This is a genomic window from Kitasatospora sp. NPDC096128 (assembly GCF_040303105.1).
GTDB lineage: Bacteria > Actinomycetota > Actinomycetes > Streptomycetales > Streptomycetaceae > Kitasatospora.
In genome coordinates this window covers 55220-76692 of sequence record NZ_JBEOSP010000018.1, presented here as the reverse complement: position 1 = coordinate 76692, position 21473 = coordinate 55220, and the positions used below count along the sequence as shown (strand labels likewise).

General features: G+C 71.7%; 13 protein-coding genes. 10 read left to right on the top strand and 3 right to left on the bottom strand.

What is annotated here, in order from left to right; genetic code table 11:
- The first annotated feature begins 102 nt into the window (after window positions 1-102).
- Together ABTY61_RS21155 and ABTY61_RS21150 are read left to right on the top strand one after the other, a co-directional pair.
- Window positions 103-1221: a lipid II:glycine glycyltransferase FemX gene (locus tag ABTY61_RS21155; RefSeq protein WP_350506554.1), complete on the top strand. Its 1119-nt coding sequence runs from the start codon at window positions 103-105 to the stop codon at window positions 1219-1221.
- A 13-nt stretch (window positions 1222-1234) separates the two neighbouring features.
- Entirely contained in the window at window positions 1235-2269 is a 1035-nt protein-coding gene (locus ABTY61_RS21150) for an alanine racemase (RefSeq protein ID WP_350506553.1), read from the top strand.
- 49 nt (window positions 2270-2318) lie between these two features.
- On the opposite strand, the gene ABTY61_RS21145 is transcribed toward ABTY61_RS21150, so the two are convergent.
- Window positions 2319-3902, bottom strand: coding sequence for a glycosyltransferase family 87 protein (locus tag ABTY61_RS21145; protein ID WP_350506552.1), 1584 nt, complete (start codon window positions 3900-3902; stop codon window positions 2319-2321).
- Window positions 3903-4073: 171 nt separating this feature from the next.
- Window positions 4074-6527 (bottom strand): transglycosylase domain-containing protein, encoded by a 2454-nt coding sequence (locus ABTY61_RS21140; protein ID WP_350506551.1) that lies wholly within the window; start codon window positions 6525-6527, stop codon window positions 4074-4076.
- A 515-nt stretch (window positions 6528-7042) separates the two neighbouring features.
- Between ABTY61_RS21140 and ABTY61_RS21135 the strand changes: the two genes are divergently transcribed.
- The 5 genes from ABTY61_RS21135 (at window position 7043) to ABTY61_RS21115 (ending at window position 12263) form a co-directional block, all read left to right on the top strand.
- Complete coding sequence (locus tag ABTY61_RS21135) at window positions 7043-7738, top strand: PadR family transcriptional regulator (protein ID WP_350506550.1); 696 nt, start codon at window positions 7043-7045, stop codon at window positions 7736-7738.
- Window positions 7739-7865: 127 nt separating this feature from the next.
- Complete coding sequence (locus tag ABTY61_RS21130) at window positions 7866-8948, top strand: inositol-3-phosphate synthase (RefSeq protein WP_350506549.1); 1083 nt, start codon at window positions 7866-7868, stop codon at window positions 8946-8948.
- 161 nt (window positions 8949-9109) lie between these two features.
- On the top strand, window positions 9110-10444 hold the full coding sequence (locus tag ABTY61_RS21125; RefSeq protein ID WP_350506548.1) for an MFS transporter: 1335 nt from the start codon (window positions 9110-9112) through the stop codon (window positions 10442-10444).
- Window positions 10445-10579: 135 nt separating this feature from the next.
- Window positions 10580-11215: an LppU/SCO3897 family protein gene (locus ABTY61_RS21120; protein ID WP_350506547.1), complete on the top strand. Its 636-nt coding sequence runs from the start codon at window positions 10580-10582 to the stop codon at window positions 11213-11215.
- A gap of 34 nt (window positions 11216-11249) precedes the next feature.
- Window positions 11250-12263, top strand: coding sequence for an LppU/SCO3897 family protein (locus ABTY61_RS21115; RefSeq protein ID WP_350506546.1), 1014 nt, complete (start codon window positions 11250-11252; stop codon window positions 12261-12263).
- 76 nt (window positions 12264-12339) lie between these two features.
- Here the strand turns inward: ABTY61_RS21115 and ABTY61_RS21110 are convergent, their stop codons facing one another.
- Entirely contained in the window at window positions 12340-13746 is a 1407-nt protein-coding gene (locus ABTY61_RS21110; protein WP_350506641.1) for a CCA tRNA nucleotidyltransferase, read from the bottom strand.
- A gap of 380 nt (window positions 13747-14126) precedes the next feature.
- Between ABTY61_RS21110 and ABTY61_RS21105 the strand changes: the two genes are divergently transcribed.
- The 3 genes from ABTY61_RS21105 (at window position 14127) to ABTY61_RS21095 (ending at window position 21465) form a co-directional block, all read left to right on the top strand.
- Window positions 14127-16619 (top strand): DUF6049 family protein, encoded by a 2493-nt coding sequence (locus tag ABTY61_RS21105; protein WP_350506545.1) that lies wholly within the window; start codon window positions 14127-14129, stop codon window positions 16617-16619.
- A 58-nt stretch (window positions 16620-16677) separates the two neighbouring features.
- The gene (gene murJ, locus ABTY61_RS21100; protein ID WP_350506544.1) at window positions 16678-19140 is read left to right on the top strand and encodes a murein biosynthesis integral membrane protein MurJ; all 2463 of its coding nucleotides are present in this window, start codon (window positions 16678-16680) and stop codon (window positions 19138-19140) included.
- 303 nt (window positions 19141-19443) lie between these two features.
- Complete coding sequence (locus tag ABTY61_RS21095) at window positions 19444-21465, top strand: protein kinase family protein (protein WP_350506543.1); 2022 nt, start codon at window positions 19444-19446, stop codon at window positions 21463-21465.
- The last annotated feature ends 8 nt before the right edge of the window (window positions 21466-21473 follow it).

Sequence of the window (21473 nt, the reverse complement as noted above, 5' to 3'; positions counted from 1 at the left end):
GCGCCGTCGTGCCCGCACCGGCGGGCGCCCGGGCCCCGGACGATAAGGTCAGCCCGAGAACCTGGGGCCGACCGCAGCCCGACCGACGAGGAGCACCGAGCAATGAGCCTGCGCCTGAGGACGATCACCCGCGAGGAGCACCTCGCCTTCATCAGGAGCCGCGCCTCGGCCAGCCACATGCAGGTGCCGTCCTGGGGCGACGTGAAGGCCGAGTGGCGCTCGGAGTCGATCGGCTGGTTCGACGACGCCAACCAGCTGGTCGGCGCGGGCCTGGTGCTCTACCGGCAGCTGCCGAAGGTCAAGCGCTACCTGGCCTACCTGCCGGAGGGCCCGGTGATCGACTGGTTCGACCGCGACCTGGACCGCTGGCTCTCCCCGATGCTCGCCCACCTCAAGTCCCAGGGCGCGTTCTCGGTGAAGATGGGCCCGCCGATCGTCATCCGCCGCTGGAACGCCCCCACCATCAAGGAGGCCATCGCCGCCAAGCAGGCCAAGCGCCTGCGCGACGTCGAGGCCGACTGGTACGAGGCGCGCGCCTTCGAGGTGGCCGACCGGCTGCGCAAGGCCGGCTGGCTGCAGGGCGAGGACGGCGGCGCCGGCTTCGGCGACGTCCAGCCGCGCTACGTCTTCCAGGTGCCGCTGGCCAACCGCTCGCTGGACGACATCCACAAGAACTTCAACCAGCTCTGGCGCCGCAACATCAAGAAGGCCGAGAAGAGCGGCGTCGAGGTCTACCAGGGCGGCTACGACGAGCTGCCGATCTTCCACCAGCTCTACCTGGTGACCGCCGAGCGCGACAAGTTCACCCCGCGCCCGCTGTCCTACTTCCAGCGCATGTGGCAGGCCCTCACCGCCGAGGACCAGAACCGGATGCGGCTCTACATCGCCTACCACGAGGGCGAGCCGCTGGCCGCGACCACGATGCTGGTGGTCGGCGAGCACGTCTGGTACTCCTACGGCGCCTCCGCCAACCACAAGCGCGAGGTCAAGCCGTCCAACGCCATCCAGTGGCGGATGATGCGCGACGCCTACGCCCTCGGCGGCGGCGTGTACGACCTGCGCGGCATCAGCGACACCCTGGACGAGAACGACCACCTGTTCGGCCTGATCCAGTTCAAGGTCGGCACCGGCGGCCAGGCGGCCGAGTACCTCGGCGAGTGGGACTTCCCGCTGAACAAGCTGCTGCACAAGGCCCTCGACCTCTACATGTCCCGCCGCTGAGGAGGCTGCCCCGATGACGCTGTCGCTCTACCTCGACACCGAACGCTGGCGGACCCACCAGCGCTCCGTCCTGGCCGAGTTCCCCGGCCTGGTGCCCGTCGCCAAGGGGAACGGCTACGGCCTGGGCAACCACCGGCTGGCCGAGGAGGCGACACTGCTCGGCACCGGTGTGCTGGCCGTCGGCACCGCGTACGAGGCGGCCGACGCCGCCGAGTGGTACGGCGGCGAGCTGCTGGTGCTCACCCCCTACCGGGTCGGCGAGGAGGTGCTCCCGCTGCCGCACGCCCGGGTGATCCGGACGGTGGCCGGCGTGGAAGCGCTGCGCGCGCTGCACGGCGCCCGGGTGGTGCTGGAGTGCATGACCACCATGCGCCGACACGGCGTCAGCGCGGCCGACCTGCGCACCGTCGCCGCCGAGTTGGACGGCGTCTCCTTCGAAGGCCTCGCCCTGCACCTGCCGATGGACCGGCCGGACGGCTCCAGCCCGGTCGAGGAGGTCGTGTACTGGGTGGACACCGCGAAGGCGGCCGGCATCCCGGTGCACACCGTCTTCGTCAGCCACCTGGGCGCCGCCGGCATGGACCAGCTGGCCGAGCGCTACCCGGACACCGTCTTCCGGGCCCGGATCGGCACCCGGCTCTGGCTGGGCGACCACGGCGCGCTGGAGGTCCGGGCCACGGTGCTGGACGTCACCCCGCTGAAGAAGGGCGAGCGCTACGGCTACCGCCAGCACCCGGCGCCCTCCGACGGCCACATCCTGGTGGTCGCCGGCGGCACCGCGCACGGCATCGGCCTGGAGGCCCCCAAGTACGTGGCCAGCATGGGCGCGCGCGCCAAGGGCATCGCCCGGGCCGGTCTGGCGACCGTCAACAAGACCAAGTCGCCGTTCCACTGGGCGGGCAAGCAGCTCTGGTTCGCCGAGCCGCCGCACATGCAGGTCTCACTGCTGTTCCTGGACGCGGAGACCGCGCCCCCCGCGATCGGCGAGGAGCTGGGCCTCCAGGTCCGGCACACCACCACGCACTTCGACCGCGTGGTGGACCGCTAGGACGTGCCCGACACGCCGTAGGGCCCGTCCTTGAAGACGGGCCCTCGGGCTACACCTGCTTCTCGGCCGGCTCCGACAGCCGTGGCTCGTCCAGCCACTGCTCGAAGGAGCCGGCCGGCGCGTATCCGGCGTAGCTCTCCTCCTCGCGCAGCCGCCGGGCGGTACCCAGTGAGAAGGCGTCCGGAGCACCGTCGAGCACCCCGCCGGAGGGGTCGTCGGTGCCGTCCCAGCGGACCGGGTCGCGGTCCGGGTACAGGGCGTCCCGGACCACCAGCACGACCAGGTAGAGCGTGCCCAGCAGGTGCAGCACGATCGCGAAGTGGTACCAGGACTCGCCGATCCCGTGCTGCTTGGGCCCGGTGACGAAGCCCAGGTGGGACCAGATGCCCAGGGTGTAGAGCACCTCGCAGGCCTGCCAGATCAGCAGGTCGCGCCAGCGCGGCCGGGCCAGCGCCGCGAGCGGCAGCAGCCAGAGCGCGTACTGCGGCGAGTAGACCTTGTTGACCAGCACGAACAGTGCGACCACCAGGAAGGCCAGCTGCGCGAACCGCGGCCGGCGGGGCGCCGAGAGGCCGAGCCACGCTATGGCCGCGCAGCCCACCACCATCAGCACGCCGATGTAGAGGTCGAGGTCGGCCAGCCCCACGCCGCGGCTCTGCATCAGGATCAGCCAGAACGAGCCGTAGTCCTCGCCGCGGTGCTTGCTGAACACGTAGAAGGTCGACCAGCCCTGCCAGTTGGCCAGCATGATCGGCAGGTTGACCAGCAGCCACGAGCCCGCCGCGCCGCCCAGCATCACCCGGAACTCGCGCCACTTCCCGGCCCGCCAGCAGAGCACCAGCAGCGGGCCGATCAGCAGCAGCGGATAGAGCTTGGCCGCGGTGGCCAGGCCGATGAAGACGCCGGCCCAGCCCGGCCGGGAGCCGGACCACCAGGCCATCGCCACGGCGGCCAGGGCGACCGCGAGCAGGTCCCAGTTGACCGTGCCGTTGAGCAACAGGACCAGCGAGAGCGCGAACAGCATCGCGTCCCAGGGGCGGCGGCGGTGGGTGCGCGAGAGCGCGACCGCGGCCACCACGGCGCAGGCCATCAGCAGCCCGGCGTTGATCGCCCAGAACCACTGCTCCTGTGCCTGCTCGGTGCCGCCGCCGGGCGTCAACCAGGCCGCGACCTGCATGAACAGGCCGGTCAGCACCGGGTACTCCAGGTACTGGAGGTCCCCCGTGGTGCCGGGGATCCGGTCCACGTACGGGTGCAGCCCGGCGGCGAAGCCGCGGCCGGAGAACAGGTGCGGGATGTCGCTGTAGCAGGCGTGGATGTACTGCGGCGAGCCCGGCTGGAACCAGGCCTGGTCGTAGCAGGGCAGGTTGTGCACCATGCCGAGCGCCGAGACCACGATCACCGCCAGCGCCAGCACCCGCACCGGGATCCACCAGGAGACGCCGAGCAGCGCCCGCCGGCCGGGCGGGCCGCCGAACACCTCGCTGCCGGCCGCCGCCACCCGGTCCTCGTCGGCCGGGACGACCACGGTGTCGGCCGGTGGCGCGGCGGTGGCGACGGCTGCCGGGGTGGGCCCTGCGGCGGCGCCGGGCCCGTCCGGGCCGCCGGTTTCGTCACGATCGCTCGACGTCATGCCGGACATCCTGCCGCACCGGATGCGGTGGGACGAGGAGGACCCCGCGGTGGTCCGGCGGTACGGACGGGGCGGGCGCGGCGAATCGTGACGAAACGGCGGTGGCGGCCCTCCGAGGAGGACCGCCACCGCCGTTTCAGCGTCTCACCGGCTCACCGGCTCACCGGGCTGCTAGCCGGCCGCTCCGCCGGCCTGTGGGCCGCCGGTGCTGCTGGGGGTCGGCTTGCCCGGTTTGGTGCTGCCGCCCGACGTGTCGCTCGGCGTGGGGTTGGGCGGGCAGTTGACGAGCGGGATGCAGCTGCTGGCCGTCGGCTTGGGGGTGTGGGTGGGCGGCTGGGTCGGCGGGCAGTCCACGCCCGGCACGCAGCCACTGCCCTGGGTGGGCTGCGGGGGCTGCGGCTGGTTGGGCTGCTGGGTCGGCTGCTGGGTCTCCGCCGTGGTCGGCGCGGAACTCGGGGTCTGGGTGGCCGTCGCGGTGGCCGTGGACGGCGCGCCGGAGGAGTCCACCTCGGTGCCGACCGGCTGCGGGGTCGGGAAGTCCATCTTCTTCTCGTTGGCCAGTGCGGCCTTCATGTACCGGGTGAAGATGTCGGTGGGGATGTCACCACCGTGGATGGACTCCTTGCCGCCGGTGCCGTTGAGCGACTCCCGGTCGTGCTTGTTCGGGTCCTCGCGCCACATCGCGACGCTGGTCACCAGCTGCGGGGTGTAGCCGACCCACCAGGCCGACTTGTTCTGGTCGGTGGTACCGGTCTTGCCGGCCACCGGGCGGCCCAGGGTGTTGGTCTTCGTACCGGTACCGTTCTTGGCCACGTTCACCAGCACGTCGGTGACGTTGTCGGCCACGGCCGGCTCCAGCGCCACCTTGGGGTCCTTCTTGCCGAAGCCCGGGCGCTCCTTGCCGTCCACCTCGACCTTGGTGACCGAGTAGGGCTCGGCCTCCTTGCCGCTGGCGGCCAGGGTGCCGTAGCCGGTGGCCATCCGGATCGGGCTGATGGTGGAGGTGCCGAGCGGGAAGGTCGCGGTCTTCGGGTCGGCCAGGCTCTCCCGCTTGATGCCCATCTGCACCGCCATGTCGGCCACGGCGGGGCCGCCGACGTCCTGGTTGAGCTGGACGAAGGGCACGTTGTACGAGTACTGCATGGCCTGCCGCAGCGTGACGTAGCCGCGCTTGCCGGCGTCCTCGTTCTTCTGCCGGTAGGGCTTGCCGTCGTCGCCGATCACCAGCGAGCCGTCCGGCTTGCGGATCTCGGACATGTCGTCGGCGAGGTAGCGGCTGTCGGCGCTGATCCGCTTCGGCTTTCCGTCGCTGTCCTTCGCGGTCTGCACGCCGGTCTGCATCGCGGTGGCCAGCACGAAGGGCTTGAAGGTCGAGCCGACCTGGACGCCGCCCGCGTTGGCGTTGTTGTCGAAGTGGCCGTTCTCCACGCCGTCGCCGCCGTAGATGGCGACCATCGCACCGTCACCGGGGCGGATGCTGGCGGCGCCGAACTGGACGAAGGTGTCGTTGTTGGGCCGCTTCTGCGGGTCGAGGTTCTCGCCCTTGACGTCGTCGACGGCCTTCTTCAGGGCGTCGACCTTGTCCTTCTCGAAGGTGGTGTAGATCTTCAGGCCACCCTTGTCGATCACCTGCTGGGTGATCGACTTGTCGGTGGACATCACGTACTGGTTGGCGGTGTCGACCAGGTAGCTGATCTCACCGTTCATGTTGGAGCTGGCCTTCGGCGCGATCGGCTCGGGGAAGGTGGTGCACTTCGCCCGCTCCTCCGGAGTGGCGTTGTGGGTGATCACCATCCGGTCGAGGATCCACTTCCAACGCTCCACCGCGCGGTCGTGGTTGGCCGGCTTGGAGGGGTCGTAGTAGTTCGCACCCTTCAACAGCCCGGCCAGCATGGCGCTCTGGCAGAGGTTCAGGTCCTTGGCGTTGACCCCGTAGTACGCCTGGGCGGCGGCCTGGGCGCCGTTGGCGTTGCGGCCGAACCAGCTGGTGTTGAGGTAGCCCTTGAGGATGTCGTCCTTGGACTTCTGCTGGTTGATCTTCAGCGTGATGAAGAATTCCTTCATCTTGCGGCTGATGGTCTGTTCCTGGCTGAGGTAGGCGTTCTTGACGTACTGCTGGGTGATCGTCGAGGCGCCCTGGGTCTCGCCGCCCTTCGCCATGTTGTACACGGCGCGCAGCATGCCCTTGGGGTCGATGCCGCTGTCGGTGCGGAAGGTCTCGTTCTCGGCCGAGATGACGGCGTTCTGCAGGGTGGGGTTGATGTCGCTGAGCTCGACGATCTGACGGTTGGTTTCGCCCTTGCGGGTCATCTCCGTGTTGTCGGCCCAGTAGTAGATGGTGTTCTGGTTGTTCACCAGGTCCTTGAGGTTCGGGACCTCGGTGGTCTGGTAGAGGTAGAACACGCCGCCCACGCCCATGGCGAAGAACAGCAGGAAGACGCTGAACACCAGCTTCCAGGAGGGCAGCCAGCGCCGGACGCCGGTCTTGCCGAAGCGCGGGTAGTCGATGAAGCGCTTCTTCCCGGGGCCTGCGGCGGCCGCGGCGGAGGCGGCGGCGGGACCGCGGCGGCCACCACCGCCCTTGCCCTTCTTCTGGGCGGCCTTGCGCAGCTCGGCGCGGGTCATCCGGGGTTGTTGGGCGGTCTCCCGGACCCCGGGCGGGCGTCGGCGGCCGATGCCTTCCGAGCCCAGTTCGTCGGGGCCGGGGCCGCCTCGACGGCCTCCGCCTCCCGGCGGCTGCTGCCCGTCACCGCCCGGGTTGGGCGTCCTTCGCCGTCGCTCGCTCATGTTTCCAGCCACTCCTCGCCAGGCCTGGTCGGCCTGAAGGCAGGGTTCCTGTCCGATGCCCGGACCGCCCTAACCCCGGAGGTTGGTCCTCGTGCACACGCGACAGCGTACGCAGCGGGAAAACGCACCTAATCGGGCATCAGGCGCCAATACCCACAAAACGGCGTCAGATCATTACACGCCCGTTGCCAACCCCACCCGCGCGTCGGCTTGTGATCACATTCACGCGTGCCCCCCTTGCTCGTTCCGGGGGTCGGGTTTACTGTTCTCGATATATCGAGCCGATACATCGAAGCGGTATACCGCCGATGCAGCGGCCGGAGCGAGGGTCGACAGGGAGGAGGACACCGGCAGTGGGCAGGCGCTCAGGAGTGCTGGAGTTCGCCGTTCTCGGTCTGCTCCATGACGCCCCGATGCACGGCTACGAGCTGCGCAAGCGGCTCAACATCCTGCTCGGAGCACTGCGGGCGCTCTCCTACGGAACGCTCTACCCGTGCCTGAAGAGCCTGGTCGCCCAGGGTTTCCTGGTCGAGGACAACCCGGACGTCGAGTACGTCCCGGCCACCGCGCTCAACGGCAAGCGGTCGAAGATCGTCTACCGGCTCTCCCCCGAGGGCAAGCAGCGCTTCGAGGAGCTGCTCGCCGACTCCGGTCCGGAGGCCTGGGAGGACGAGCGCTTCGGCGTCCACTTCGCCTTCTTCGGCCAGACCGACCGGGCGGTGCGGATGCGCGTCCTGGAAGGTCGCCGCAGCCGGCTGGAGGAGCGCCTGGAGCGGATGCGCGGCTCGCTGGCCCGCGCCCGCGAACGGTTCGACGACTACACCGTCGAACTCCAGCGGCACGGCCTGGAATCGGTGGAGCGCGAGGTCCGGTGGCTCAACGAGCTGATCGAGACCGAGCGGGCCAACCGCACCGGCCGACCCTCCACCGGTGGGAGCAGCACCGCCACACCCCCGACGACTTCGGACGGCCGTGGCCAGGAGACCGGGTCCCCCGACCCGTCCGGGCCACCGTACGACCGCCCGGGGCGCTCCGCCCAGGAGCGCTGACACCGCGCCAGCCCCGTGCCGCGCGGCAGGAGTGGGCGCCTCGCGCCCGTACAAGCAGTCATTCGAAGAAGCAGGACGAGTGCCGTCGACCTCGACGGCGCTCATGAGATCACAGGGAGCAACCGGAATGGGTTCGGTTCGCGTAGCCATCGTGGGCGTGGGCAACTGCGCCGCGTCGCTGGTGCAGGGTGTCGAGTACTACAAGGACGCCGACCCGGCCGGCAAGGTCCCCGGGCTGATGCACGTCCAGTTCGGTGACTACCACGTCCGTGACGTGGAGTTCGTCGCCGCCTTCGACGTCGACGCCAAGAAGGTCGGCTTCGACCTGGCCGACGCCATCGGCAGCAGCGAGAACAACACCATCAAGATCTGCGACGTCCCGCCGACCGGCGTGACCGTCCAGCGCGGCCACACCCTCGACGGCCTGGGTAAGTACTACCGGGAGACCATCGAGGAGTCGGACGAGGCCCCGGCCGACGTCGTCCAGGTCCTCAAGGACCAGCAGGTCGACGTCCTGGTCTGCTACCTGCCCGTCGGTTCCGAGCAGGCGGCCAAGTTCTACGCCCAGTGCGCCATCGACGCCAAGGTCGCCTTCGTGAACGCCCTCCCGGTGTTCATCGCGGGCACCAAGGAGTGGGCGGACAAGTTCACCGAGGCCGGTGTGCCGATCGTCGGTGACGACATCAAGTCCCAGGTCGGCGCCACCATCACGCACCGCGTGATGGCCAAGCTGTTCGAGGACCGCGGTGTCATCCTCGAGCGCACCATGCAGCTGAACGTCGGCGGCAACATGGACTTCAAGAACATGCTCGAGCGCGAGCGCCTGGAGTCCAAGAAGATCTCCAAGACCCAGGCCGTCACCTCGCAGATCCGCGACCGCGAGCTGGGCGCCAAGAACGTCCACATCGGTCCCTCGGACTACGTGGCCTGGCTGGACGACCGCAAGTGGGCGTACGTCCGCCTGGAGGGTCGCGCGTTCGGCGACGTCCCGCTGAACCTGGAGTACAAGCTCGAGGTCTGGGACTCCCCGAACTCCGCCGGTGTCATCATCGACGCCGTCCGCGCCGCGAAGATCGCCAAGGACCGCGGCATCGGCGGCCCGATCCTGTCGGCCTCCTCGTACTTCATGAAGTCCCCGCCGGTCCAGTACTTCGACGACGAGGCCAAGGAGAACGTCGAGAAGTTCATCCGCGGCGAGGTCGAGCGCTGAGCTGACCGCTCATAACGCGTCATAACGCGTCATGCACGCGCGTCATCACGTGCCTCATAACGCGTCCGAAGGGCTCACGATCATCTGATCGTGAGCCCTTCACGTTTCCGCAGCGAATGTTTCACGTGAAACGGTGACCGGTTCCATGGCACCCTGGGCGGGTGGCGATCACCGAGAACGGCAGCACGCACCAGTCCGCGCACCGCGCCACGCTCCTCGGTCTGCTCCGGGGCCGGGACTTCCGCCGGCTGCTGACCGCCCGGGTGCTCTCCCAGCTCTCGGACGGCGTCTTCCAGGTCTCGCTCGCCGCCTACGTGGTCTTCTCCCCCGAGAAGCAGTCCTCCCCCGCCGACATCGCCTCGGTGCTGGCCGTGATGCTGCTGCCGTTCTCGGTGATCGGTCCGTTCGCCGGGGTGCTGCTGGACCGCTGGCGCCGTCGCCAGGTGCTCTACTTCGGCAACCTGGCCCGCTTCGGACTGGGCCTGGGCACCGGCGCGCTGCTCCTGGCCGAGGCGCCGACCTGGCTGTTCTTCGCCTCGGCGCTGCTGGTCACCGCACTCAACCGGTTCATCCTGGCCGGGCTGTCGGCCGCCCTGCCCCGGGTGGTCGAGCAGGATCAGCTGGTCACCGCCAACGCCCTCTCCCCCACCCTCGGGACGGTCGCCGCCGCCACCGGCGGGGCCATCGGCTTCCTGCTGCACCAGGTGATGGCCCCCGGGCCGAAGGCGGACGCCGCGCTGGTCACCGTCGCCTCACTGCTCTACCTGTCGGCCGCGCTGGCCGCCCGCCGGATGGACCGCGACCTGCTCGGCCCGGACCAGCACGCCGACCGCCCCGCCCTGCGCCAGTCGCTGGTGCGGGCCGCCGTCGGACTCGGTGCCGCCGTCCGCCACCTGGTGCGGGACTGCCGCCCGGCCGTGCACGCGCTGGCCGCCGTGACCGCGGCCCGGTTCTGCTACGGCGTGCTGATCGTGGTCGTGGTGATGCTCGCCCGCTACACCTTCAACGACCCGGCCGACAGCGCCGCCGGACTGGCCACTCTCGGCAAGGCGGTCGCGCTGTCGGCCGCCGGGTTCTTCGTCGCCGCGGTGGTCAGCCCCTGGTGCACCCGCCGGCTCGGCCTGGCCGGCTGGATGACGGTCTGCCTGCTCGCCCCGGTGGTCTTCGTCCCCGCACTGGGCCTGTCCTTCGCCCTGGTGCCCTGCCTGCTCGCCGCCCTGCTGCTCGGGGTGGTCACCCAGGGCACCAAGATCTGCGCCGACACCGTGGTGCAGGAGTCGGTCGAGGACGAGTTCCGCGGCCGGGTCTTCGCCATCTACGACGTGCTGTTCAACGTCGCCTTCGTGGCCGCCGCCCTGGTCACGGCGCTGGTGCTGCCGCTGTCCGGCCGGTCCGTCCCGATGGTGACCGGGGTGGCCGTGGTGTACGGGCTGACCGCTGTCCTCTACCTGCGGGCCGCCCGGCGCTCCGCTCCCCTCCCCGGCGGGGCCCACTGACACCGCGCGGTACCGGAATCGCAACCGCTTCGTCCCGGAATCCGCCCGCGGCCTCCGGACCGATTGCGTCCGACCCAGTCGCTAAGGTACGTAAACCTGTCGGAACGACAGCACTCGGTCTCGGGGGACGAACTGATGAGCACACCGACCGGCCCGTACGGCCCGCCGCCACCCGCGGCACCGGGCTTCGGTCCGCCCCCACCCGGGTACGCCCAGGCGCCGTACGGGCAACCGCCCGTCCCGCAGCAGCCGTACGCCCCGGGTCCGTACGGGCAGCCGCCGCACCTCCAGCAACCGAACCCCCAGTCGCCGTACGCCCAGCAGCCCTACGGGCAGGCGCCGTACGGCCAGCAGCCGCCCGCCGGGCCGTACGGCTACCCACAGCCCGGCGCGGCCCCCTCAACGCCGCCCGCCAAGCGCGGTGCCCGCTCCAAGCTGCGGATCGTCGGTGCGGTCGGCGGCTGCGTCGCGCTCGCGGTCGGCTACTTCGTCAGCGGCCCGAGCGTCAGCAGCGCCAAACCGGGCGACTGTGTCCGGGTGAGCGGCTCCCGCAGCGTCGAGATCGTCAACTGCACTGATTCCAAAGCGAATTACAAGGTGCTGTCGAAGTTCACCGGCACCACCGACGTGACCCGCTGCCGGCAGACCCCGCAGACCACCAGCGCCGTCTCGGGCAAGAGCGGCCGCCGCTGGAACAAGACGCGGTACGTGCTCTGCCTCGGCCCCCTGACCCCCACCTCCACCGGCTACCCGCCGGTGAAGAAGTCCTGACCCTTCCACCGCCTTCCTTACTCCGGGGGATCCCTTGTCCGCTCCGCCTCCGCCCCAGATGCCCTACGGCCCGCCACCGGGCGACGGCAACCCGTACGCCGGCGGCCCGTACGGCGCGCCGCCCCCGCCGCCCCCGCCGGGGTACGGCTACCCGAGCCCCCCGCCGCCGGAGCAGCCGTACGGCGCCCAACCCCCCGGCTACGGCTACGGCTACCCTCCCCCGGCCCCGATGGACGGGGAGAACTGCCGCTTCTGCGGCGGCTTCCCGGCCGTGCGCGCCACCGTCCGCGGCCACCAGGGCCTGCTGATCGCGTTCCGGATGCTGCGGATGCACGGCCCGTTCTGCCGCACCTGCGGGACGGCCACCGTGCGCGACATGTCCGCCCGCACGCTCGTCCAGGGCTGGTGGAGCTGGGTCTCGCCGATCCTGACCGTGATCACCCTGCTGATGAACCTCGGTGCCCACAACCGGATCAAGCGGCTGCCGCCGCCCATGCCGGGCACCCACGGCCCCCAGCTCGACCCGGGCGCCCCGCTGGGCAGCCGCCCGCACATCGCCATGCTGCTGGTGCCGGTCTCCCTGCTGGTCACCGGAATCCTGCTGGCCACCGGCGTGATCGGCCCGAACAAGGACTCCGGCGGCTCGGTCGCGCTGCCGACGCCGACCGACACGGTCACCTTCTCGCCGTCGCCGCGGCCGACGCCCACCTACAGCTACACCCCGCCGCCGCTCCCGATGCCCAGCTTCACCGTGCCGAGCATCACCCTGCCGCCGCCCACGGCCAAGAACGACGTCGACAGCGCCGGCATCGGCGACTGCCTGCGCAACGAGAACTCCCCCGGCGCGACCGCGGACGAGCACCCGAAGATCACCGTGCTGCCCTGCACCGACCCCAAGGCCCAGTACAAGGTGGTCTACAAGTACTTCGCCACCTCGGACGAGAAGGTCTGCGAGAAGCAGCCGAAGGCGGACAGCTCCTACACCCGTACCTACACCAACCTCCCCGCGCTGAACTACGTGCTCTGCCTCAAGCACGTCAACAGCTGAGCGGACGCGAGCGCGGCGGTCACCTCCCCGGACGGGGACGTGACCGCCGCGCGGCGGTTCCGGGGCGTCGCCCGGGTCAGCCCTGCTGCTCGGCCCACCAGGCCCGCAGCGCCGCGACCGCCTCGTCCGGCTCCATCGGCCCGTGCTCCAGCCGCAGTTCGAGCATGTGCTTGTACGCCTTGCCGACCTGCGGGCCCGGCTTGAGCCCGAGCAGCTCCATGATCTGGTTGCCGTCCAGCGCCGGGCGGATGGCGTCCAGCTCCTCCTTGGCCTGCAGCTCGGAGATCCGCTCCTCCAGACCGTCGTAGGTGCGCGACAGCGCGGCCGCCTTCTTCCGGTTGCGGGTGGTGCAGTCGGAGCGGGTCAGCTTGTGCAGGCGCTCCAGCAGCGGCCCGGCGTCGGTGACGTAGCGGCGCACCGCGGAGTCGGTCCACTCGCCGCCGCCGTAGCCGTGGAAGCGCAGGTGCAGCTCGACCAGGCGCGAGACGTCCTCGGTGAGCTCCTTGGAGTACTTGAGCTCGCGCATCCGCTTGCGGGTCATCTTGGCGCCGACCACCTCGTGGTGGTGGAAGGAGACCCGGCCGTCCGACTCGAAGCGGCGGGTGCGCGGCTTGCCGATGTCGTGCAGCAGCGCGGCCAGTCGCAGGGTGAGGTCCGGGCCGTCCTGCTCCAGGGCGATGGCCTGCTCCAGGACGGTCAGCGAGTGCTCGTAGACGTCCTTGTGCCGGTGGTGCTCGTCGCGCTCCAGCTGGAGCGCGGGCAGCTCCGGCAGCACGTGTCCGGCCAGGCCGGTGTCGACCAGCAGCCGCAGGCCCTTCACCGGGTGCTTGGCCAGCAGCAGCTTGTTCAGCTCGGCCTGCACCCGCTCCGCCGAGACGATGGTGATCCGCTCGGCCATCGCGGTCATCGCGGCGAGCACCTCGGGCGCCGGGTCGAAGTCCAGCTGGGCGGCGAAGCGGGCGGCCCGCATCATCCGCAGCGGGTCGTCGGAGAAGGACTCCTCGGGGGTGGCGGGGGTGCGCAGCACCCGGGCCTCCAGGTCGTCCAGGCCGTGGTGCGGGTCGACGAAGCCGCGGCCGGGCAGGTCGACGGCCATCGCGTTGACCGTGAAGTCCCGGCGGACCAGGTCCTGCTCGATGGTGTCGCCGTAGGTCACCTCGGGCTTGCGGGAGGTGCGGTCGTACGCCTCGGAGCGGTAGGTGGTGATCTCGATCAGGAAGGAGCCCTCGGCGGTGTCCTTGCGGGCGCCGACGGTGCCGAAGGCGATGCCGACGTCCCAGACCGCATCCGCCCAGCCCTTGACCAGCTTCAGCACCTGCTGCGGCCGGGCGTCGGTGGTGAAGTCCAGGTCGTTGCCGAGCCGGCCGAGCAGCGCGTCCCGCACCGAGCCGCCGACCAGGGCCAGCCGGTGACCGGCCGCCTGGAAGCGGGTGGCGATCTCGTCGGCGACCGGCGAGACCCGCAGCAGCTCTTGCAGCCCCATCGTCTGGGCCTCGCTCAGGCCTGGGACGACCTGGACGGCGGTGCTGGAACGGTCGGTGCGCGCGGTGGGCTCATTGGCAGTGGACACGGCTCACAAGGGTACGTGCCCCGGAAGGTCAACCGCCCGCGCGTTTTGGGCGTCTCACCCCACAGCCCGCAACACTGCACGCCAGGCTGGATCGTTACCATGCCGGTGGACGAAGCGCGGACACCGGAACCGGGGATGCGGTGCCGCGTGCCGCCGTGCCGACGGATCCCTCCGCGGCAGCAGGGTGGCGTACAGCGTCGAGCGAGGAACGTCGAGCGGGGAACGTCGGGCGACCGCGCCGGACGGACAGCATCAGCAGCGAGCGATCGAGCAGAACGGCGAGGGCGAAGCGAGTGAGTGAGCCGGCACGGCACTCGGGCCTGGGGGCGCACCGACAGCCTGGACGGGCCGCGGGCCCGACCGAACCCCCTGCCGGGGAACGGGGCACCGGCGGCCGTGCCCGCCGCTTCGCCGCCGCCTGCGGGGCGCTCCTGGCCCTGGTCGCGGCCGCCCCCGCCGCGGCGCTGCCGGCCGGCGGCAACATCCGCCCGGCCGCCGACGCCGCGGCCACCGCGGAGTACCCGGTGACGATGACCATCGAGACGGTCACCCCGCAGCTCGCCGTCCAGAACGGCACCGTGTCCATCACCGGTCACGTCACCAACTCCGGCAAGTCCGCCCTCAAGGGCGCCCACGCCGCCGTCCGCAAGCCGGTCTCCAGCAAGCCGCTGCAGCGGCGCAGCGAGCTCCAGAACGTGGCCACCCGGACCACGCCGCGGGGCGACGACGGGACGGAGCTGGACAGCCCGCAGTACGCCCTGCCGGAGCTGAACCCCGGCCAGAGCCTGCCGTACACCCTGAGCGTCGCGGTGAGCGACCTCGGGCTGTCCGAGAGCGGCGTCTACGAGCTCGCGGTGGACGCCTGGGGCTCGACCGGCGACAACCCGCGCGACCGGGCGCTGGGCATCGCCCGCACCTTCCTGCCCTATTCCCAGGGCGGCTCCGAGGCCCAGCCGACGAAGGTCGCCACGCTCTGGCCGCTGGTGCACGCACCGGTGCTGGCCGCGCAGACCTTCGCCGACGGCGACCAGAGCCTCTCGGTGCTGCGCGACGACAGCCTGGCCACCGACCTCGCGCCGGGCGGCCGGCTGTACGAGCTGGTCGACACCGGCGCCAAGCTGAACGGGCTGACCTGGGTGGTCGACCCGGACCTGCTGGACGCCGCGTTCGCGATGACCAAGCCGTACCGGGTGCAGAAGCCGGGCACCGAGCGCTCCGGCAAGTCCGCCAAGGACGAGAACACCGTCTCCCGCCCCGCCTCGGCCGCCGCCGAGGCCTGGCTGAACAAGCTGCGGGCGGCCGTCGCCAAGTCGGGCAGCCAGGTCGTCTCGCTGCCGTACGCCGACCCGGACCTCGCCTCGATCGCGCACAACGGCGCGGACCTGAGCAGCATGGGCACCGCCCTGAACAAGGCGGCCACCGCCGGCCGGCTGACCGTCGAGGGCCGGCTCGCCACGGACACCCGCTCCGACGTGGCCTGGCCCTACCAGGGCTACCTCGACCAGCAGATCGCCGGGATCGCCCAGCAGGCGGGCAGCAGCCTGGTGCTGGTCAACGGCGCGAGCATGCCGGACCCGGACTCGGTCAACTACACGCCGACCGCGGTGCGCCCGATCGGCAACGGCCAGAGCGCCGTGGTCGCCGACGACGCGGTCTCCGCGCCGTTCCAGAAGGACCTCAGCACCCCGAAGGACCAGACCGAGGCGGCCCAGCGCTTCCTCGCCGAGACCTACGCGATCACCCACGAGCAGCCGCAGAACCAGCGCGGCCTGCTGGTCATGCCGCCGCGCGAGCTGACCGTCAACACCGCCAAGGCCCTGGCGGGCGCCCTGCAGACGGCCGGCGACAAGTGGCTGGCCCCGGTGAAGCTGGACGCACTGGCCCAGTCCGCGCCGGACCCGAAGGCCAACACCGGCGTCCCGTCACCCGCCGACTACCCGACCCAGGCCCGGGCCTCCGAGCTGCCGGCCTCCGCCCTGAGCGGCACCGACGAGATCCAGCAGAAGCTGGACACCCTGATGCGGGTGCTCACCCTGCCGCAGCGGGTGCGCGGCCCGTTCAGCGCCGCGATGGTCCGCTCGCTGTCCACCGAGTGGCGCGCCCAGGCGCCGTCCGGCGAGGACTACCGCGCGGGCGTCGACAACTACCTGAACGAGCTCACCACCGCCGTCCAGGTGCCCAAGAAGAACGTGGTCACCCTGGCCGGGAACACCGGCCAGCTCCAGGTCAGCGTGCGCAACGACCTCACCCAGACGGTCACCAACCTGCAGCTGCGGCTCACCTCGGTCCAGCCGAACAGGCTGCGGGTCGGCAAGCCGGAGGAGCTCGTCCTCCCCGCCTCGCAGAGCGTCACCCTGCGCTTCAACGCCGAGGCCCGCAACAACGGCCCGGTCACCATGATCGCCCAGCTGTGGACCACCGGCCCCGACTCGAAGCCCTACGGGAAGGCCCAGACCTTCACCGTCGAGGTCACCTCGGTGACCAACGGGGTGCTGTACGTCTTCGCCGGCGCCGCCGTCCTGCTGGTCCTCGCCGCGCTGCGCTTCGTCCGCCAGCGCAAGCGGCGCGGCGGGCAGCCGCACGAGGACGGCGACCAGCCGGTCGGGGACGACCCGGCCCAGGACGGACCGTCGGGCACCGCCGCGGCCGAGCCCGCCGACCCGGACGCCCCGGACGACCCGGACGGCCCGAACGCCGCCGCGGACGGGGGTCCCGCACAGACACCGCGCGCCAGCAGCCCGGATGGCCGGGATCGGACCGCCAGTGATGAGAAGGTTGGTCCTTGACACCGCCGACCCCCCGCGATGCCGGGCCGGTCTCCCCCCACAACAGCGAAGAGGTGACATGACCGGGCGCAGCGAGGAGCGGCCGCCGGGCCGCGGTGAGAGCCGGCCGGGCGCCGAGTCGCCGTCCGGCGACTGGTACGTGGCCGACACCTACGCCCAGGACCCGTACGCCGCACAGGCGTACGGGACCGCGCAGGACGGCCAGGACCCGTACGGCCTCCAGACCGGACGGCCCGCCGCACCGCCGCCGGTCACCGCGTACGACGTGCCGCCGCAGCTGCCGCCGCAGGGCGGCGGCTACCCGACACCGGTGCCGTCGACGCCGTTCTCGCCCCTGGTGCCCCCCGTGCAGCCCGGCTGGGACACCCCGGTGCAGGCGGGCTGGCCGCAGCAGGCCGCCCCGCAGGCCCCGGCTGCCCCGGCGCACCCCCAGTGGGGCGGCGCCGAGCAGCCCCAGCCGCAGTGGCAGCCGGGCCCGGCGCACTCCGCCTGGGACAGCGAGACCACCGAGTACGTCGGGGTGGACGCGCTGTTCGGCGGCCGCCCGGCCGAGGCCGCGGCCCAGCCGCCGGTCCCCCAGCCCGCCCCGGCCCAGCAGGCCGCACCCGTGCCCCCGGCCTCGGCGGTGCCGCCGGTCGCCCCCGCGCCGTACCCGCCGACGGGCGGCTACCCGGGGCAGCCGCAGCACGGTGGTCCGGACGGGCAGCGGCCCTTCGTGCCGCCGATCGAGTTCGACCCGCCGCTCTCCGAGGAGGAGGCCACCATGCAGGTGGCCGCCGTCGCGGTGCCCCCGGCGGTCGAGCCGCTGGCGGACCTCGCCGAGGAGCACGCCGCCCGGCCCGAGGCCGAGCCCGCCCCGGCCTCCGGGGGCGGTGGCGGCAAGGTCGCCAGCCTGCTGAGCTCCAGCGCGATCATGGCGGCCGGCACCCTGGTCTCCCGCGGCACCGGCTTCCTGCGGACCATGGTGATCGCCGGCGCGATCGGCATCGCGGTCATGGGTGACTCGTACAACGCGGCGAACACCCTGCCGACCCTGCTGTACATCCTGATCGGCGGCGGCGCGCTGAACGCGGTCTTCGTGCCGCAGCTGGTGCGCAGCATGAAGAACGACGAGGACGGCGGGACCGCCTACGCCAACCGGCTGCTCACCCTGGTGATGGTCGGGCTCGGCGGCGTGGTCTTCCTGGCCGTGCTCGGTGCGCCCCTGCTGGTCCAGCTGATCGCCCACCCGATGATGACCAACCCGGCCCGCGCCGACACCACGGTGGCGCTGGCCCGCTACTGCCTGCCGACCATCTTCTTCATGGGCGTGCACGTGGTGATGGGCCAGATCCTCAACGCCCGGGGCCGGTTCGGCGCGATGATGTGGACCCCGGTCCTCAACAACATCGTGGTGATCTTCACCTTCGGCGCCTACATCTGGGTCTACGGCGGCTACAACGGCACCCAGATCACCCCGGAGAACATCACCCCGGAGGGCGTCCGGCTGCTCGGCCTGGGCACCCTGCTGGGCCTGGTGGTCCAGTCGCTGGCGATGATCCCGTACCTGCGGGCCGCGGACTTCCGCTTCCGGCCGCGCTTCGACTGGCGCGGCCACGGCCTGGGCAAGGCCGCCCGGCTGGCCAAGTGGACCTTCTTCTTCGTGCTCGCCAACCAGGCCGGCTACCTGGTCATCACCCAGCTGGCGACCGCCGCCGGCAGCGCCGCCGAACAGGGCGGCCACGGCGGTGTCGGCCTCTCGGCCTTCTCCAACGCCCTGCTGATCTGGCAGCTCCCGCAGGCCGTCATCACCGTCTCGATCATGAGCGCGGTGCTCCCCCGGCTCTCCCGCGCGGCCGCCGACGAGGACGCCGGAGCCGTCCGCGACGACCTGTCGTACGGGCTGCGCACCACCGCGGTGGCGGTCGTCCCGGCGGCCTTCCTGTTCCTGGCACTCGGCCCGGCGATCGGCCGCTCGATCTACGCGGTCGGCGGCGGCGGGACGGCGCTGGACAACGCGACCAACGTCGGCCTGATGCTCTCGGCCTTCGCGCTCGGGCTGATCCCGTACTCGGCCCAGTACGTGATGCTGCGCGGCTTCTACGCCTACGAGGACACCCGAACCCCGTTCTCCAACACCGTCTGGGTGGCGGTCTGCCAGGCCGGCTTCTCGCTGCTCTGCTGGGTCGCGCTGCCCGCGCAGTGGACGGTGACCGGCATGGCCTTCGGTTACGGCCTCGCGTACGCCGTCGGAGTGACGGTCGCGGTGCCGAAGCTGAAGAAGAAGATCGGCGGGCTGGACACCAAGCGGATCGGCAAGACCTACAGCCGGCTGGCCACCGCCTGCGTCCCGGCCGCGGCGGTCGGCCTCGGCGTCAGTCTGGCGGTCCAGCAGGTGCTCGCCGGCTGGGCGGGCAGCGTACTGTCGGTCCTCCTGGGCGGCGGCCTCCAGATGCTGGTGTTCGTGTTCATCGCGAAGCGCCTGCGGATCGAGGAGATGAACGCCATGCTGGGCATGGTCCGCGGCCGACTGGGCCGCTGACCGTCGAGGCAACCGGCCGGACGGGCGGACACCCTGACCGGGTGTCAACCGGGACGAGCACCGCCCCGCCCGTCCGGCCCGCACTTCCGGGCCGCCACCAGCAACCCGACACCGGGCCGCCACGTGGCGGCCCGGTGTCGGATCTGCACCACATCTCTCCACCGGGATGCAACCGAGCGGACCCTTCAGCGGTCGTACCCGGTGGTGAAGAGTGGGCACAATTGTCCTGGAGCACAGGGCGGCCGATCCGCGGGCTCCAGCGACTCTCTCGGCCGGGGCGACACAAGGGGAGGCAGGACCACGGTGGCTGATGGCACCAAGGCGGTCGTCGACACGTCAGCAGCTGACGCGGCGGCGGACGAAGCCGCGCTGGCCGCGGCGATCGACGAGCTCGGCGGCGGGAAGACCGCCCCGGCGAGCTCCGCCGACGCCCCCTCCGCGGACGCCCCCACGGACTCCTCCACGGACTCCTCCACGGACTCCGCCAAGACCCCCTCCACGGCCTCCTCCGCGGCCGACGACGGGAAGGACCCGGACGGCGCCGACGCCGAGCCGGCCCCGGAGTCCTCCGTGAGCGAGGAGACCTCGGAGATCACCGCCCCGCTCTCGGTCCAGGAGATCGCCGCCGAGCTGGCGGCCGGCTCCGCACGGAAGAAGCCCGCTGCCGCACCGCAGCCCGCCGCCGACAAGCGCCGCCCCACCGACCCCCAGCCCACGGTCGACCCGCGCGACACCGCCACCCTCCCGCGCACCCTCCCCGCGCCGATGCGGCACAGCGGCGACAAGATCGGCAACCGCTACCTGCTCGAGGAGTGCATCTCCCAGACCGAGACCTTCAGCAGCTGGCGCGCCGTCGACGAGAAGCTGCGCCGGGCCGTCGGCGTCCACCTGATGGCCTCCGGCCACCAGCGCGCCCGCAAGGTGCTGGCCGCCGCCAAGTCCGCGGCCCTGCTCGGCGACCCGCGCTTCGTCCAGGTGCTGGACGCCGTCCAGGAGAACGAGCTGGTCTACGTCGTACGGGAGTGGCTGCCCCACGCCTCCGACCTCGCCAGGCTGCTCGCGAACGGCCCGATGGAACCGCACGAGGCGTACCAGATGGTCCGCCAGGTCGCCGACGCCGTCGCCGCCGCGCACCGCCGCGGCAAGGCGCACCTGCGGCTCACCCCGCGCTGCGTGCTGCGCACCGACAGCGGCCAGTACCGGATCAACGGCATCGCGGTGGACGCCGCCCTGCGCGGGCTGCCCCCGGAGGACTCCACCGAGGACGCCCAGCGCACCGACACCCGGGCGATCGGCGCCCTGCTGTTCGCCGCGCTCACCCACCGGTGGCCGTACCCCGAGGACCGCTACGACCTCAGGGGCCTGCCCAAGGGCTTGCAGAACGCCGCGCCGGACCAGGTCCGCGCGGGCGTCCACAAGGGGCTGTCCGAACTCGCCGCGCGCGCCCTGTTCGACCACCCGCCGCACCACGCCGAGCCGATCACCACACCGGAGGAGCTGGTCCGGGCGATCGCCCAGCTGCCCCGGATCCGGCAGCCCGAGCCCGAACTGCCGGCCTTCCCGACCCCGCCCCGGCACAACACCCACGCCCTCCCGACCGCGCCCAACCCCACCCGGGTGGCCGACCCGGCGGTCGCCCCGCTGCCGCCCTCCTCCCGGCCGACCGCCGCCCGGCGCACCAGGCGCCGGCTGCGCCGGGTGGTCAAGGCCACCGCCTGGACCGTCGCCCTGGGCGCGATCGGCGTCGCCTCCTGGCAGTTCGTCGGCAGCCTGCGCAACAACGGCCAGGCCGTCGCCACCCCGCAGACCTCGGTCAGCAGCACCGCCCCGAGCAGCGCGCGCCCGACGACCCACACCCCGGTGCCGATCCAGATCAAGGGCGCGGAGTCGTACAACCCGCTGGGCGACGGACCCGAAGGCACCGACAGCGTCAAGAACGCCGTCGACGGCGACCCGAACACCGCCTGGACCACCGGCTGGTACGTCGACCAGCTCGGTCCCAAGCCGCCCGCGCTCAAGTCGGGCACAGGGCTGATGATCGACCTCGGCTCGCCGCAGCCGGTCTCCTCGGTGAACGTCCTGTTCAAGGACGGCGAGCAGGCCGCAGAGGTGCGAGTGCCCAACGCGACCGCCGCTGCCAACCCGACCGCGTCCAGGCCGGAGAGCTTCACGGTCGTCGCGGCCAAGAAGTCCGGCGTGAACGTCGACTACACCCTCGACACGCCGGTCACCACGCGTTACCTCTTGATCTGGCTGACCTCTCTGAACAAGGATTCCGACGGCAGGTACCGCGGCCACGTTGCCGAGGTCAAGGTCTCCGGCTGACCGCACGG